Here is a 15802-nt window from a genome sequence, read left to right as displayed (position 1 = left end):
CCCTTCCTCTAGAAGCAGTCGCCGTACCAGTGGACGGCTCCGGGCGCCGTGACCGTGGCCCGCACCGACTCCTCGGTGGCGAGCAGCGGGCGCGCCATGCCCACGTGCTCCGTCACCTGCCGGGCGTCCGCCATCAGGGCCGGCAGCGCGGCCCGGACCCCGGGGCCGTCGGGGAGCCGGACCCGGACCCGGCTCAGCCCTGTCTCCCGGCCCCGTTCGCCCGCGGCGGCGTACAGCTCGCCCAGGCACTCCGGGGTGCCGGCGAACTCCCGCACCTCCAGGTACTCCCCCTCGTGCTGGGTCACGAGCATGCCGACGAGCGCCCCCGACGCCGGGTCCTGCGCCACGAGCGAGCGCTCGACCGGGCCGTACCAGGCGGGCACCCGCACCGCCCAGTCCTCGGCCGCCCGCACCGAGCTGAGCGGCCGGGCCGCGTTGTACGCGTGGTGCAGCGCGGCCAACTCCCCGGCGTCCCGCGCGGTGGCGGCGCGGATCCGGAACGTCCCGGCGGCGGGCGAGGGCGCGAGCCGCCCCTCGGTGTACGTACTGCCGAACTCCTGCCATCCCGAGCCCCGGTAGACGCCCGGCGTCCCGGTGAACAGCAGTGACCAGGCACACTGTTCGGCCGTCATCGTCTGCTCCGCCGCCACCAGCAGCCGCCGCACGAGACCCTGGCCGCGGGCCTCGGGACGGGTGGCGACGCTGCCGATGCCGCCGACCCGCTGCGGGGTGCCGTGCGCGTCACGGATCCGCCTCGGTACGTAGACGACGACCGCGTCGATCCCGTCGCCCGCGGCGTTCTGCGCGACGAAGGTGTGCCGGTGGCGGTGCGGGTCGAGGGCGTGCAGGTCGACGATGTGCGGGGCGTCGAAGCAGCGCCGCCACAGGGCGGCCAGTGCCGGGTCGTCGGCCGGGGTGGCGGTGCGGATCGTGGCGGTCACAGGGTCAGGTTCCCGTCCGTGCGCGCCTTGTCGCCGTTGGCGGGCATGGCGGTGCGCTCGGTGCCGTCCTCCACGCAGGTGGTGTGCAGAACCGAGTCCAGGGCGTCCGGGGCGAGGTGGAGGGTGCCGCCGGTGAAGCGGCTGCCGGTCGCCGCGTAGTGGTTGGTGCCGTCGGCGATGCGGACATGGGCGGTGTCCGGGCCGGAGGCGGAGCTGCTGAGACCGCTGATGTCCCAGGTCAGCTTCCCGGCGCCGGCGGCCCGGCCGAGCAGCGCCTTGGCCTTGTTGCTGCCGGTGAGGCGGGCGCCGCCGGTGACGGTGATCCGCTGGTCGCGCACCGCACTGAGCTCGATGCCCGTGTTGTCGTAACTGCCGCCGTCGATCCGGAGCTCGGCCGATCCGACCGAGAGCGGGGCCGCGTTCTCGGCACCGGTGACCGTGCAGTCGGTGAAGTGGACGGGTCCCGCGCCGCGCAGGATCGCGCCGTCGACACCCTTGAACGTGCAGCGCACGAAGTGCACGGGCGCGGTGACCGGGGTCTGGACGAGGACGGCTCCGGCGGGCGGCTCGAAGGAGCAGTCGCTGACGGTGGTCGGCCGGGTGGAGCGGGCGGAGCGCTGGGCGACGGCGAAGGTCTTCGCCGTGCAGCCGCGCACCTGGGCGCCGTCGGCGTTGACGGTGAGGGTACCGGCCTGGTCGAAGGTGGGGCGGGCGATCACCGTGATGTCCTCCAGGGTCAGATCGGTGATCTTGGTGTTGGCGGTGAACCAGGAACAGACATGTCTGCGTACGGTGATCCGCTTCGCCGAAATACCCCACTGTGCGCCGGAGTTGGCGATGTCCATCAGTCCGGAGTTGCCGTCGAAGAGCAGATCGTGCTCGTACTGCCCGTGCGTCGTGAAGGGGTTGCCGCCCGCGTCGTCGCCGTCGCCGTGGCAGTTCACGACGGTGCAGTAGGCGGAGGCGGTGAGGTCGTTGAGGTGGCGGACATTGCTGGTCGTGCAGTCCGCGACCCGCCCGTACAGGCAGTAGATCTGCTGGGTGAGGTAGCCCGCGCCGCCGTACTCGACGGTGGGCGGGTTCTTCAGGGAGCAGTCCTCGGTGCGGAAGCGGGTGCACCAGCGGCGCATGATGACCGGCCAGAAGGTGCCGGTGGCGTGGATCCCGGAGACGTCGCAGCCCACGGCGTACTCGAAGCTGACGGGGTGGGAGCCGGTGTACTCGTCGGGGCCCGCGCCCTCGAAGACCATGTTGCGGATGTGGGTGGACCGGACCGGTTCGATCCGGGTCCAGGTGAGCCTGCGTCCCTCGGCGAGCTCCCAGCCGTTGAGGTAGCCGATCCGGATGTGCCCGGCGTCGACGATCTCGGTGATCTCGACCAGCTTCTGCAGCTCGCGTTCGTCACCGCCGCCGCCCGCGACCGGGTCCACCTGCACGGACCACCACTGGCCGACCTCGAACGCCTTGGCGTCGGGGACCGGGAAGGTGTCGGTGAGCTCGATGACCTTGCCGGAGAGCGTGTGCTTGACGGTGGTGTCGGTGACGGTGCCGCGGAAGGAGAGGACGGCGCCGAAGGGGTTGTCGTGGGTGTTCTTCTCGATGCCTTCGGTGCGTATGAGGTGGCCGCCGAAGTCGAGTTCGATGTTGGAACGGTCGAAGAGGTGGCGTTTGGTGAACAGGAGGTCGGTGTGGGCTTCGATGCGGTGGACGCTGTTGTCGGCGATCATGGCGTCGAGTGCGGCGTCGGCGGGGGTCTTGGCGTCGAAGTGGCCGAAGGTGCGGAAGTCGAGGGTGCCGGTGTGGAGCTGGTGCCAGCGGCCGGTCCTGGTGTTCTGCGGGGCGATGACGGTGCCGCCGTTGTGGGCGGCGGTCGACTTCTTGTCCCAGCGCACGGCCATGCCGCCGCCGTCGCCGGGGGTGCGGTAGCCGGCGATCAGGACCTGGGTGCCGTCGTCGAGGGGTTTGGTGTTCAGTGCGCGCAGTGCGGCGACGGTATCGGCGCGCAGGACGTCACCGGTGTGTGCGGGGGCGGCCTGGGCCGAGCCGGCGGCCACGGCCGAACCGGCCATGACCAGACCGGCCAGACCCGAAGCCCGCAGCAGATTCCGGCGGGACGAGGCCGGGGACGGCTCGGGGGACGAAGCCGGGGACGAAGCATTGACGGACATGACGGAGGCGCTCCTCGCGTTGTCGATGCGTGCGATGCGTGCAATGCATGGGATGCGTGCTCGGTGAGAACCGGCTGTCGCGGCTGCCGGTCGGTCGCGGTCAGATCGTGTTGCGGTACGGCGGCATGAAGCGCATCCGCGGCATCTGGTCGGCCAGCACTCCCCCGTCGACGACGATGCGCGCCCCGGTGAGGTACGCCCCGGCGTCCGAGGCGAGCAGCAGCAGCGCGCCCACGCATTCGTCGGGCCGCGCGTACCTGCCGAGCGGGATGCGCTCGCGGTACGCGGATTCGAAGGCCTCCCGGTCGAAGGGGAATTCGCCGTCGATGGGGGTCTCGACCATGCCGGGGGCGAGGGTGTTGGCGGTGATGCCGTGCGGGGCGAGTTCGACCGCCAGGGTCTCGGTGAGCAGTTGGGCGGCGGCCTTGGAGGCGTTGTAGTGGGCCAGGCCGGCCTCTGCCACCAGGGCGTTCTTCGAGGTGATGGTGATGATGCGGCCCGCGACCGAGTCCGCCGTCATGTGTTCGGCGATGCGCTGGCTGAGGAAGAAGACGGCGTCGACGTTGACCCGCATGATGTGCGACCAGCTCGCGGGGGTGATCTCGTTGAAGCGTTCCAGCGCCGCCGTGCCGGCGTTGTTGACCAGGATGTGCAGCGGGCCCGCCTCGGCGCGTACGGCGTCCACGAAGCCGGGCAGCGCGTCGATGTCCGCGAGGTCCTGGCCGTACGTCCGGCAGCCGCGGCCGAGTGCCTCGATCGCCGCGGCGGTCTCGGCGATGCCCTCGGCGCCGGGCAGGTCTACGAGGACCAGATCGGCGCCCGCCTCCGCGAGGCCGACGGCGAAGGACCGCCCCAGGCCCCGGGCGGCCCCGGTCACGACCGCGGTGCGGCCGGTCAGATCGAAGCGGTCGGTTCCGCTGGGCGGGACGGCTGCGGTCATGGCGGGGTTCCTCCAGGCGGAGCGGTACGGAGAGGGGTGGGTCGGGTCCGGTCCTGATCGCCGGAGGGGTCCGGGCCGCCGCGCAGGGACACTTGGGTGGTGGCGCGGCGGCCCGGCTGCCGGTCGGTACCGGGCGACAGGGGGATGAGCCCGGCGCCGTACCGGCAGGTTCGGAGGAACGGCCGGATCAGCCGTTCAGGCCCAGCAGGTCCAGCGACGGGCGGTGGATGATCTCCTCCACCGCGTCCGCGTCGAGCGGCGGCAGCCCGGGGATGCCGGGGATGCGGGCGATCTCCCGCAGCCCCTTCACCGAGTCGTCGACCGTCGTGAACGGGTAGTCGCTGCCGAACAGCACCTTGTGGAAGACCCCGTAGTCCTGGACCAGCCGGAGGCTGTGCCAGAGCTGGAAGGGCCGGTAGTGCAGGGCGCTGAGGTCGGCGTACACGTGCGGGTGCTTGCGGATGACCGCGATGCACTCGCCCTCGAAGGGGTGGCCGAGGTGGGCGAGGACCATCCGCAGTTCCGGGTGGCGGATGGCGACCGCGTCCAGGTGGCGGGGCATCGCCCACTCCAGCGGTGCGCTCGACACGAAGGTGGTGCCGGTGTGCACCAGGAGCGGGAGGCCGTGCCGTTCGGCGTACGTGTACAGCTCGTCGTACTCCTCGGCCGCCGGGTCGAAGCCCGCGTACATCGGCATCAGCTTGATGCCGCGCAGGCCCAGTTCCTGGTGGCCGTAGCGGAGTTCGTCCTGCCAGCCGGGCTGGGTGGGGTCGAGCGAGAGGTATCCGATGAGCCGGTCGGGGTGCGCTCCGGCGTACGAGGCGACGGCGTCGTCGTCGACCCAGAGGCCGCTGCGCCGCGCCTTGCCGCCGACGACGATCGTGCGGGTGCCCTCGGGGGCGGTGGCGGCGTACTCCTCCCACTTCACCGTGAGGTCGACCTCGCCCGCGTGGGCGCGGGCGGAGTCGGACTTGAACGGGTCGGTGAAGTCGTGGCTGTGCCGGAAGAGATGGGAGTGGACGTCGACGATCATGTCCGGTTCCGCTTCTCCCAGCCGTCCGCGAACATGTTCCAGAAGCGGTGGCTGGGCGGGTGCTCCTCGAAGACCTCGTCGACGAGCTCGACACCGAGACCCGGGGCGGTCGGCAGGCCGATGCGGCCGTCGACGATCGGGAGGGTGCCCTTGAGGGCGTCGAAGACGTAGTCCTCCAGGAGCCCGTCGAAGGTTTCGAGGATCTTGAAGTTGGGGATTCCGAGCGTCGCGTGCACCGAGACGGTGGTGCAGAGCGGCGAGTTCGAGTTGTGCGGCGCGACGAGCATGCCATGGGTATCGGCGATCGCGGCGAGTTTCCTGACCTCGGTGAAGCCGCCGGCCATGGAGAGGTCGGGCTGGATGATGTCGACCGCGTTGGTGGCGAAGAGCTGCTTGTACTCGTAGCGGTTGTGGAAGTGCTCACCGCCGGAGATCGGGAACGCGGCGCGCTGCCGCAGTTCCGCGTACCGCTCGATGTGGGTCCACGGCATCGGCTCCTCGAACCAGCCGATGTCGAAGGGCTCCAGCTCCCGCACCAGCCGGGCCGCGGTCGGCATGGCGAACCGGGCGTGGCCCTCGATGAAGAGGTCGACATCCGGTCCGATGGCCTCGCGGACGGCGGCCACGAGGTCGACGGAGCGACGCAGTTCGGGGCGCTCCAGCTCGTGCAGGCCGGGGCCGAACGGGTCGAACTTGAGGGCGGTGAAGCCCTTCGCCACGGTCTCCTTGGCCTTGGCCGCGAAGGTCTCGGGCTCGCGCTCGCCGGTGTACCAGCCGTTGGCGTAGACGCGTACGTCGTCGCGGCAGGCACCGCCGGTCAGCCGGTAGGCGGGGACGCCGAGCGCCTTGCCCATCAGGTCGTACATGGCCTGGTCGAGGCCGGACAGGGCGACGCCGCCCATGTCGCCGCCGCGCAGGAAGTCGCCCTGGTAGACGCGGAGCCAGAGCTCCTCGATGTCGAAGGGGTCGGCGCCGATGAGGTGGCGCCGGGCGATCGCCTCGGTGAGCTCGCAGACCTCGCGGACGCGGTAGGGGTGGGTGATCTCGCCGATGCCGGACAGGCCCTCGTCGGTGTGGACCCGGACGTAGCCGAAGTCGCGCCAGGAGGTGCCGAGCATCAGGGTCTCGACGCGGGTGATCCGGCCTGCGGGGCCCGCCGGGCGGGTGCGGTTGACAGTCAGCATCAGCGGGTCGCCCCGCCCATGGTGGAGGTGTTCTCCAGGTCGCGGGCGCCGCCGTCGGCGAGCACGGCCTTGACCGCGGCCTCGGTGCCCTCGATGAGACGGTCCACGTCGGCATCGGTGTGGGCGTAGCTGATGTGGCTGCGCTTGAGGTTGAGCGGCAGCTCGAACAGGCCGTGGTCCAGGAGCTTGCGGCGGTAGCCGACGAAGAGCGAGGCGTCGTTGTTCAGCAGGTCCGCGTAGGTGCGGGGGGCCTCGCCCGGCATGAAGTAGCTGACGAAGACGGAGCCGTAGCCGGTGACGACGGCGGGAACGCCGAGGCGCTCGTACAGTCCGGTCAGCTCGGTGCGGACGCGCTCGCCGAGCCGGAAGACGTGCTCGTGGACGGGCTCCTCGCGGAGCTTGCGCAGGGTGGCGAGGGCGGCGGCGACGACGGAGGGGTGGCCGTTGTACGTGCCGGCGAAGAAGGCGGGGGCGCCGGGGCGGGTGGAGAAGAGGTCCATCAGGTCGGCGCGGCCGCCGATCGCGCCGACGGGCGCGCCGTTGGCGATGGCCTTGCCGAGGGTGGTGAGGTCGGGGGTGACGCCGGAGATCTTCTGCCAGCCGCCGATGTCGTGACGGAAGCCGGTGATGACCTCGTCGAAGATCAGGACGCTGCCGGCCTTCGTGGTCTCCTCGCGCAACGTGGTGAGGAACTCCTGGTACGGCAGGAGCGCACCGACGTTGTGCGGGACCGGCTCGACGATCACGGCGGCGATGTCGGAGCCGTGCTCGGCGAAGGTGCGCCGGACGGCCTCGCTGTCGTTGAACGGCAGGACGAGGGTGGCTTCGAGGACCTCGGGCAGGATGCCGGTGGAGATCGGGTCGTGGCCGCCGACCTTCTCGGGCGCGGAGATGACGTTGAGGCTGACCGCGTCGTGCCAGCCGTGGTAGCAGCCCTGGAACTTGACGACCAGGCGGCGGCCGGTGGCGGCGCGGGAGACGCGCAGCGCGTGGAAGGTGGCCTCGCTGCCGGTGCTGGTGAGCAGCACCTTCTCGATCGAGGGGATCAGCTCGGTGAGCTGTTCGGCGAGGAGGACCTCGCCCTCGGTGACACCGACGCCCATGTGGCCGAGGGTGGCACCGGCCTCCGCGGTGGCCCGGGCCACGTCGGGGTCGTTGTGGCCGAGCAGGGGCGGTCCGAACGCCGAGTGGAAGTCGGTGTACTCGCGTCCGTCGGCGGTACGGAACCGTGCGCCGTCCGTCCCCGTGACGACCAGGTCGGTCAGTCCGGGAACGCTGCGCTGACCGCTGTTCACGCCGCCGGGTACGACCTGGCGGGCGCGCTCGGCGAGTCGGGCTCCGGATTCGTTGCCCACCGGGCCTGAACTCATATCGATTGCTCCTTGCGTCGAGAGTCGTCGGTCTTCACAGGCCCTGCCCGGCCCGTGAATCCCTGGCGCCATCCGCCCGGCAGTCGCCGCAGGAAGGGAATGATCCGTGGTGCTTGGGTGGTGCGTCTTGCATTTTCCGAACGCTGTTCTGTAGAGCAGAACAGTGCCTGGATATTACGTCCGGCTTCGGGGCGGGTCAAGACCTTTCCGGGCCCCGGAAGGCCCGTTTTCGCGTCTTCTTCACAGAGAACGCGCCTTCCGAGCCACATCGAGGGACTAAGCTGTTCTGCTATGACGAACAGTGCTGCCCCAGAAGAACCGAAGTACTGGGTCAAGAGCGTGGCCAGGGCAGCGGACATCCTCGAGGCGCTCGCCGCCCCCGCACAGGGCAACGGCCTGAGCGTCACGGAAGTCGGCCAAGCCTGCTCCATCTCCAAGAGCGCCGCCTTCGGCATGCTCCAGACCCTGCGCGCGTACGGCCTGGTCTCGGACGACGGCGAGGGCATGAACCGCCGCTACCGGCTCGGCATGAGCCTGGCCAGGCTCGGCGACCGGGCACGCTCCCAGGTGTCCCTGCGCGGCGTCGCCCACCCGGTGCTGCGCGAGCTGACCCGGACCACCGGGATGGCGTCCAGGCTCGCCGTCCCCGAGGACGGCCACGCGGTCGTCGTGGACCAGGTCGAGCTCGACCAGCGCGTCCGGCTCGATCTGCGGATGGGGCAGCGCGAGCTGCCGCACTGCACGGGCCTGGGCAAGGCACTGCTATCCGCCGTGCCGCAGAGCGAGGCGGCCGCGGTCGTCGAGCGGTTCGGGCTGCCCCGGCGCACCTCCCGCACGATCACCGACCCGGCGACCTTCCTGTCGCATCTGCGCGACATAGCCCGGGTCGGCTACGCCCTGGACGACGAGGAGGACGCCGAGGGCATCATCTGCATCGGCGCGCCGGTCTTCGACGACCGTTCGGTGTGCGCCGGGGCCGTCTCCATCACCGGTCTGAAGCTCGGCCTGCCGGCCTGGCGCTACCAGGAGCTGGGCGGCCAGGTGCGGGACGCGGCCCGCCGGATCAGCGTCTCGCTCGGCTGGGTCGACGACGCGGACGAGGCCGCATCCGACACCGACACGTCGCAATCCGACGGATTCGGGTCTTGACCAAGACGGATTCGGGTCTTGACCAAACGGCTTAACCCGCCGTAGGTTCCCTGCCAACCGCGGTGACATTCCATGGTCACCGGCGTTTTACCCTTTCCGGCCTGGTTCCGGCGCCTGCCCATCGCGCCGTGAGCACTCGAAGGCCGGACCTTTTCAGCCATCCGCCTCATGGCAGTCCCCCGCAGGAACGCTCCCTCACTTATCGCACTTCTCGGAAGGCGAAGTCCGCATGAGCGTTCCGCACCACCACAACTCCGCCTCGTCCCGCCGGAATCTGCTGCGGGCTTCGGGTCTGGCCGGTCTGGTCATGGCCGGTTCGGCCGTGGCCGCCGGCTCGGCCCAGGCCGCCCCCGCACACACCGGTGACGTCCTGCGCGCCGGCACCGTCGCCGCACTGCGCGCACTGAACACCAAACCCCTCGACGACGGCACCCAGGTCCTGATCGCCGGCTACCACACCCCCGGCGACGGCGGCGGCATGGCCGTGCGCTGGGACAAGAAGTCGACCGCCGCCCACAACGGCGGCACCGTCATCGCCCCGCAGAACACCAGGACCGGCCGCTGGCACCAGCTCCACACCGGCACCCTCGACTTCCGCACCTTCGGCCACTTCGACGCCAAGACCCCCGCCGACGCCGCACTCGACGCCATGATCGCCGACAACAGCGTCCACCGCATCGAAGCCCACACCGACCTCCTGTTCACCAAACGCCACCTCTTCGACCGCTCCAACATCGAACTCGACTTCGGCGGCCACCTCATACGCACCGAAGGCATCGAGAAGAACACCCACGACAACCCCTTCGGCGCCGTCCTCTCCTTCCGCGGCACCGTCACCGACACCACCGTCGAACACTCCCTGAGCGCGGCGATGCCGGACCTCTCGGACCTCTTCGAGGTCGGTGACTCCTCGAAGTTCGCCGTGGGCCAGTGGTGGGCCGTGGAGATCAACGCCCTGGCGGGGAAGTACGAGAAGGAGATCCAGCGGCTCGTCCAGGTCACCGATGTCGTCGACGCGACGCACATCCGGGTCAACTACCAGATCGGCTGGGACCTGGCCGCGGGCCGCACCCTGACCTGGACCCGCGTCGAGCCCGTCGAGCGCGCCCACGTCCGCAACATGGTCTTCGAGGGCTGGGGCGAGGACGAGATGACCGGCTCGCACCCGGTCGCGTACGAGTACGCGGTGCGCTGCGACGTCTCCGGGATCGAGGCCATCGGCACCTTCTGGCCGGTCGTGATGCGCCGCTGGTGCACGTACTACCGCACTGAGCAGTGCTCACTGACCAACCCGAAGTCCGTCACCTACGGCGGCGCGGGCTACCTCACCCAGCAGATCTACTGCCTGTACGGGCACGTCGAGGACTGTCACACCTCCAACGCCCGTCACCTCAACGACTTCACGGCCTCCGCCTACTGCTACGTCACCAACTGCCACGGCGACGGTGACGACGAGGGCCCGTTCGTGACGCACGGCCAGTTCGAGCACGACCTCGTCTACACCGGCAACTCCGGGCTGATGACCTTCGCCAACTCCGGTGCGGCCTGGGGCGGCAGGGCCAAGCGGATCACCGTACGCCGGCACGCCTGCTCCTGGTTCGTGGCCCGGGTCAAGATCACCGATCTGACCCTGGAGGACGTCCTGGTCATCGGCAAGAAGTCCCTCGCCGGTTCCGGAATGCTCTGGGTCAACGCCGACGGTGTGCAGATGCGCGGCTGTACGGCCACCGGGCCGTTGATCGTCTCCCGGGCCTCGGACCTCTCCGCCCGGCCCAATGTGATCGCCGACTCCTCGTTCGCGTTCGCGGCGGGCGCCGAGGTCACCCAGGCCAACGTCACCGCCCCGCTCACCGTCCAGCGCAGCGTCCTCAAGGGCGTCGACGGCGCGGTGTTCAACGGCACCGGCCCGCTCACCCTGGACCAGTGCACGCTGACCGGCTCCAAGGACACCGCCCCCGTCTCGCTCGCGCACACCGACATCACCGTGCTCGGCGGCGAACTCCGCGACACCGGGCTGAAGCTGACCTCGGCGAAGGACCAGCGGCTGCGTGTCGACGGCACCCGGCTGAGCGGCACCAACAAGGACGGCGCGCTGCTCGCCCGCACCGGCTCCGGACGGACCGTCGACTGGCAGCTCACCGGCCTCGACTCGACCGCGCCCAAGGGCACCGCCCATGTGCTGGTCACCGAAGGCCCCAACCGCTACCGGAACACCGGCTCCACCTTCACCGGCGGCCGGCTCGAACTGCGGCCCGCGGCGTTCACCGGCGACAGCCATCTGCTGCACACCGGTTGCGTCGAGGACGGCACCGAGCGCACCGCGCTGCCGGACGAGGGCGACCGCGTCGCCCACACCGCGGCCACGCTGCGCATCTGACCACCTCGGGCCTCTCGTTCGGATCAGGCCGGGCTCGCGGGGCCTGATCCGAACGAATACCCCAACCCATCGAGCACCAGGGATTCCCGTGTCCACGCATACCCCGATCACCGGCCGGCCCGTACGGGTCGCGCTCGTCGGCGCCGGCAACCGCGGTCTGACGTACGCCGAGTGGATCAAGGCGCACCCCGAGCGCGCCGAGCTCGTCGCCGTCGCCGACCCGCGCCCCGCGGCGCGGGCCGCGGCCGGCGCACCCGTCGAGTTCGACGACTGGCGGCCGCTGGTCGAGAACCGCATCGCCGACGCCGTCGTCGTCGCCACCCAGGACCGCTTCCATGTGGAGCCGGTGCTGGCGCTGGCCGAGGCCGGATACGCGATCCTCGCCGAGAAGCCCCTCGCCCCGACCGAGGAGGAGACCAGGCGGATCGTCGAGGGCGTGGAGCGGTCCGGGGTCCTGTTCGCGGTGTGCCACGTCATGCGGTACACCCCCTACACCGACCTGGTGAAGGAGGTCGTGGACTCCGGCGTGCTCGGTCAGCTGGTCTCCCTCGACCATCTGGAGCCGGTCGGCTGGTGGCACTACGCCCACAGCTATGTGCGCGGGCCGTGGCGCAGCGAGAAGGACTCCTCGCCGATGCTGCTCGCCAAGTCCTGCCACGACCTGGACTGGATCACGTACGTGATGGGCGGCCGGATCGAGCGGGTCTCCAGCTTCGGCTCCCTGAAGCACTTCCGGCCCGAGAACGCCCCGGCCGGATCCGCGGAGCGCTGTCTCGACTGTGCGGTCGAGTCCGACTGCCCGTACAGCGCGCTGAAGCTCTACATGCCGACGCTGCGCGAGAAGGGCGCGGTCTGGCCGGTCACCCATGTCACCGAGGCGACCGACGAGGCCGGTCTCGTGCAGGCGCTGCGCGAGGGCCCGTACGGCGTCTGCGCGTACCGCGGCGACAACGACGTGGTCGACCACCAGGTCCTCGCCATGCAGCTGACGGACGGGGTGACCGCGACCTTCCAGATGGTGGCGTTCACCGAGCAGACGCACCGCCAGACCCGGATCTTCGGCTCGCACGGCTGGCTGATCGGTGACGGCGAGCGGGTCACGGTGCAGGACTTCCGTACCGGCGAAACCACCGTCCATGAACTCGGCGCCTCCGGTTCGAACGCGGCGGACGGGCACGGCGGCGGGGACGCCGCGCTCGTCGAGGCGTTCGTCACCGCCGTCGCCACGGGTGACGCCGGGGCGGTCCGCTCCGGTCCCGCCACCTCGCTCGGCAGTCATCTCGCGGCGTTCGCCGCCGAACGCGCCCGCCACACCGGCACCGTGCAGACGGTCCCGGCGCAGTGACTCCCTCTTCTCCCGGCCCAGTGACTCCCTCTCTTCCCGGCCCCACCCTCACGTCCTCGGAGGACCACACCATGTCCCGTCTCCTCACCTGCCGTTCCAGAGTCCGCGCCGTCGCCGCCCCCGTGCTGGCCACCGCGCTCGCCGCCGGTGTGCTGGCCGGCTGTTCCGGCAGCGGCAGCGACGACAACACCGTCACCATGTGGACCTACCCGGTCATCTTCGACGAGGCCAAGAACAAGGCGTACTGGGACGGCCTGGTCAAGGCGTTCGAGAAGGAGCACTCGGGCGTCAAGGTGAAGGTGGAGACCTTCCCGTGGGCCAACCGCGACACCGCGCTGGCCACCGCGATCGCCTCCGGCAAGGGCCCGGACGCGGTCTACCTGATCCCGGACCAGCTGCCGAAGTACGCCAAGAGCATCGTCCCGGCCGACGACTACATGCCGGCCGACGCCAAGTCGGACTACACCGACTTCGCGCTGAAGTCCGTCACGATCGACGGCAAGGCGCTCGGCACCCCGGTCCTGACCAGCGCCAACCCGCTGATCTGCGACAAGCGGGTGTTCGCCGCCATCGGTGAGAAGACCTACCCGACGAGCTGGGCGGAGCTGGAGGCGCTGGCCCCGAAGCTGAAGGAGAAGGGCTACTACGCCACCAGCTACAGCGGTGACACCCAGCAGACCCTGAACATGACCTTCTACCCGCTGCTGTGGCAGGCCGGCGGTGACGTGTTCTCCGAGGACGGCAAGACCGTCACCTTCAACGACGCGGCCGGCGTCAAGGCGCTGACGTACCTGAAGAAGCTGGTCGACGGCGGCTACACCGACAGGGACCTGGTCACCACCACGCCCAAGCTGGAGCAGACTCCGACCGCCAAGGGCAAGGTGGCCTGCACCTGGCAGAACACCCCGGCGGACGTCGAGCCGTTCTGGGGCAAGGAGAACATCGTCGTCCAGCCGCCGCTGAAGGACGCGAAGTCGGTCGGCTACGGCACGGTCGGCGCGCTGTCGATGCTGAAGGGCGCCGACAAGAAGAACACCGGCGACTGGCTGAACTTCGTCGCAGAGTCGAAGAACGCGGCCGGCCTGCAGAAGGGCGCGGGCTACTTCCCGGCCCGCAAGTCCGGCGGCGACCTGTACCCGGGCGACGCCCTCCAGACCGCGGTCGGCGCCACGCTGCCGACCATGGACGTGGGCCCGCTCCAGGACAAGGCCCGTGAGGTCCAGGGCGTCCTCGCACCGGAGATCCAGGCGGCACTGCTGGGCAAGAAGAGCCCGCAGGAGGCGCTGAACGCCGCGCAGAAGGCCGCGCAGGCGATGCTCGGCCGCTGACCGACCGGGCGCGGTGCCGGGTCCGGCCGCACTCGGACCCGGCACCGCCCCTTCCCCGGGGCACTCCCCCCGACCCCCCGCAATTCCCCCGTACCGCAAGGAGATCCCCGTGGCAGTCGTCGCGGAACCAACCCGCCGGGGCCGTCGCAGCGGGCCGCAGGCGCGCCGCGAGGCCCGGATCGGCCTGCTCTTCGTCCTTCCGTGCTTCCTGCTCTTCCTGGCGTTCCGGTTCGGTCCGGGCATCGCCGGGGTGCTGATGAGCTTCACCGACTACTCCCTGACGGGCGGCGGCAGCTTCATCGGGCTGGACAACTTCACCCGCCTGTGGGACGACCCGCTGTTCTGGCAGGCGCTCAAGGTCACGGTCCTCTACACCGTGCTCGCCGTGCCGGGCACGCTGATCGCATCGGTGTCCCTGGCCCTGATCACCCGCCGCGCGTTCCGCGGCGCCAAGTTCTTCCGTTCGGTGTTCTTCCTGCCGGTCGTCACCTCGCTGGTGCTGGCCGCCACCGTCTTCGTCTGGATCTTCTCGACCGGTGGGCCGTGGTCCACCCTGATGAGCTGGTTCGGGATGTCCGAGGGCTCCTGGCTCTCCGACGACGTGCTGGTGCTGCCCGCGCTCGCGATCGTCGGCGTCTGGTCCCGCTTCGGGTACGGGATGCTCATCCTGCTGGCCCGGATGCAGGACATTCCGCGTGAGCTGGAGGAGGCCGCGCTCACCGACGGCGCGGGCCCCTGGCAGCGGTTCCGGTACATCGTGCTGCCGCAGCTCAAGCCCGCCCTGTTCTTCCTCGCCGTGATCGAGACGACGGCCTCGTTCCAGGTCTTCGACGCGGTCTACACCATGACCGGCGGCGGCCCCGCCAACGCCAGCTACACGCTCGTCTTCCAGCTCTACGACGCGGGCTTCAAGTACTTCGACCTGGGTTACGCCTCCGCCATCGGCGTCGCGCTCTTCGCGCTGACCGTGGTGGTCGCGGTCATCCAGCGGCTCGTGATCGGGAAGGACCAGTGACCATGACCGCAGCACCCGCCCAGACCGAGACCCCGCCCGCGCCGAAGGCCCCCGCGGCCCCCGACCGGGCCGGGCGCCGCGCCGCGCGCAAGCTGCGCAAACTCTCGGAGCAGGACACCGTCCCGCACGGCATGCGGCCCACCCGGGCCGGCCGGATCGGCCGCGCCGTGCTGCTGACGGTGGCCGCGATCGTGACGATCTTCCCGTTCTACGCGATGGTCGTGCTCTCCCTGAAGCCGTCCGCGGCGGTCGAGTTCCCCGGCAGCCTGCTGCCGTGGCCGCTGACCGGCGAGGCGTACGACACCGTCATGAACGCCCAGGACGTGCCGCGCTGGCTGTTCAACACGCTGATCTACTCGGTCGTCTCGGTCGTCGGCGTGCTGCTGCTCGCCTCGCTCGCCGGGTACGCCTTCGCCAAGAAGCGCTTCCCCGGCCGGGAGACGATGTTCTGGTCGTTCCTGTCGATGGTGATGGTCCCGTACCACGTCACGATGATCCCGACCTTCGCGATGATCGCGAAGCTGGGCGGCGTGGACACGTACTGGGGTCTGATCGTGCCGACCCTGGCCAACGCCCAGGCGGTGTTCCTGATGCGGCAGTTCATCCAGGGGCTGCCGGACGAACTCTTCGAGGCGGCCCGGCTGGACGGCTGCAACGAGTGGCAGATCTTCTACCGGATCGTGCTGCCGCTGCTGAAGCCGATCCTGGCCACCCTCGGTGTCTTCGTCTTCCTGTGGCACTGGAACGACTTCCTGTGGCCGCTGGTCATCGGCCAGTCCACCGACATGCGCACCCTGACCGTCGGCATCGCCTCGCTCCAGCAGCAGAACGTGCCGCTCAATGTGGTGCTCTCCGGCTCCGTCATCGCGTTCGTGCCCATCTTCGCCGCGTACATGGTGGGCCAGCGCTACTTCACCGAGGGCGTCACCGCGTCCGGAATCAAGGGATAGCA

The 15802-nt window shown here is 70.3% G+C and carries 12 protein-coding genes; 6 read left to right on the top strand and 6 right to left on the bottom strand.

The window, feature by feature from the left end; translation table 11 throughout:
• Positions 1-8 precede the first annotated feature (8 nt).
• From OG842_RS32525 to OG842_RS32500, 6 genes are all read right to left on the bottom strand, one after another.
• Positions 9-941 carry a GNAT family N-acetyltransferase gene (locus OG842_RS32525; protein ID WP_266735800.1) on the bottom strand — a complete coding sequence of 311 codons (933 nt, stop codon included), beginning with the start codon at positions 939-941 and terminating at the stop codon, positions 9-11.
• Positions 938-3109 (bottom strand): peptidase C14, encoded by a 2172-nt coding sequence (locus OG842_RS32520; RefSeq protein WP_266735802.1) that lies wholly within the window; start codon positions 3107-3109, stop codon positions 938-940. The genes OG842_RS32525 and OG842_RS32520 overlap by 4 nt, the downstream gene beginning before the upstream one ends.
• Positions 3110-3209: 100 nt before the next feature.
• Complete coding sequence (locus OG842_RS32515; RefSeq protein WP_266735804.1) at positions 3210-4049, bottom strand: SDR family NAD(P)-dependent oxidoreductase; 840 nt, start codon at positions 4047-4049, stop codon at positions 3210-3212.
• 187 nt (positions 4050-4236) lie between these two features.
• Positions 4237-5082 (bottom strand): amidohydrolase family protein, encoded by an 846-nt coding sequence (locus tag OG842_RS32510; RefSeq protein WP_328512583.1) that lies wholly within the window; start codon positions 5080-5082, stop codon positions 4237-4239.
• Positions 5079-6266: a mandelate racemase/muconate lactonizing enzyme family protein gene (locus OG842_RS32505; RefSeq protein ID WP_266735808.1), complete on the bottom strand. Its 1188-nt coding sequence runs from the start codon at positions 6264-6266 to the stop codon at positions 5079-5081. Before OG842_RS32505 ends, OG842_RS32510 begins: the two co-directional genes overlap by 4 nt.
• On the bottom strand, positions 6266-7636 hold the full coding sequence (locus OG842_RS32500) for an aspartate aminotransferase family protein (RefSeq protein WP_266735810.1): 1371 nt from the start codon (positions 7634-7636) through the stop codon (positions 6266-6268). Before OG842_RS32500 ends, OG842_RS32505 begins: the two co-directional genes overlap by 1 nt.
• A 291-nt stretch (positions 7637-7927) precedes the next feature.
• Between OG842_RS32500 and OG842_RS32495 the strand changes: the two genes are divergently transcribed.
• From OG842_RS32495 to OG842_RS32470, 6 genes are all read left to right on the top strand, one after another.
• Positions 7928-8785: an IclR family transcriptional regulator gene (locus tag OG842_RS32495; RefSeq protein WP_328512582.1), complete on the top strand. Its 858-nt coding sequence runs from the start codon at positions 7928-7930 to the stop codon at positions 8783-8785.
• A 229-nt stretch (positions 8786-9014) separates the two neighbouring features.
• Positions 9015-11162, top strand: coding sequence for a peptidase C14 (locus OG842_RS32490; protein WP_328512581.1), 2148 nt, complete (start codon positions 9015-9017; stop codon positions 11160-11162).
• An 88-nt stretch (positions 11163-11250) separates the two neighbouring features.
• Positions 11251-12507, top strand: coding sequence for a Gfo/Idh/MocA family protein (locus OG842_RS32485; protein WP_266735816.1), 1257 nt, complete (start codon positions 11251-11253; stop codon positions 12505-12507).
• Between the two features lie 71 nt (positions 12508-12578).
• Positions 12579-13835, top strand: coding sequence for an ABC transporter substrate-binding protein (locus OG842_RS32480; RefSeq protein WP_328512580.1), 1257 nt, complete (start codon positions 12579-12581; stop codon positions 13833-13835).
• A 109-nt stretch (positions 13836-13944) separates the two neighbouring features.
• The gene (locus OG842_RS32475; protein WP_093541011.1) at positions 13945-14850 is read left to right on the top strand and encodes a carbohydrate ABC transporter permease; all 906 of its coding nucleotides are present in this window, start codon (positions 13945-13947) and stop codon (positions 14848-14850) included.
• Positions 14851-14852: 2 nt separating this feature from the next.
• Positions 14853-15800 carry a carbohydrate ABC transporter permease gene (locus OG842_RS32470; protein WP_266735820.1) on the top strand — a complete coding sequence of 316 codons (948 nt, stop codon included), beginning with the start codon at positions 14853-14855 and terminating at the stop codon, positions 15798-15800.
• Positions 15801-15802: the final 2 nt, after the last annotated feature.

This window comes from Streptomyces sp. NBC_00376, assembly GCF_036077095.1.
Lineage (GTDB): Bacteria > Actinomycetota > Actinomycetes > Streptomycetales > Streptomycetaceae > Streptomyces.
Note: the sequence above shows the minus strand (reverse complement) of the source record. Positions and strands in the feature narration are given on the sequence as shown.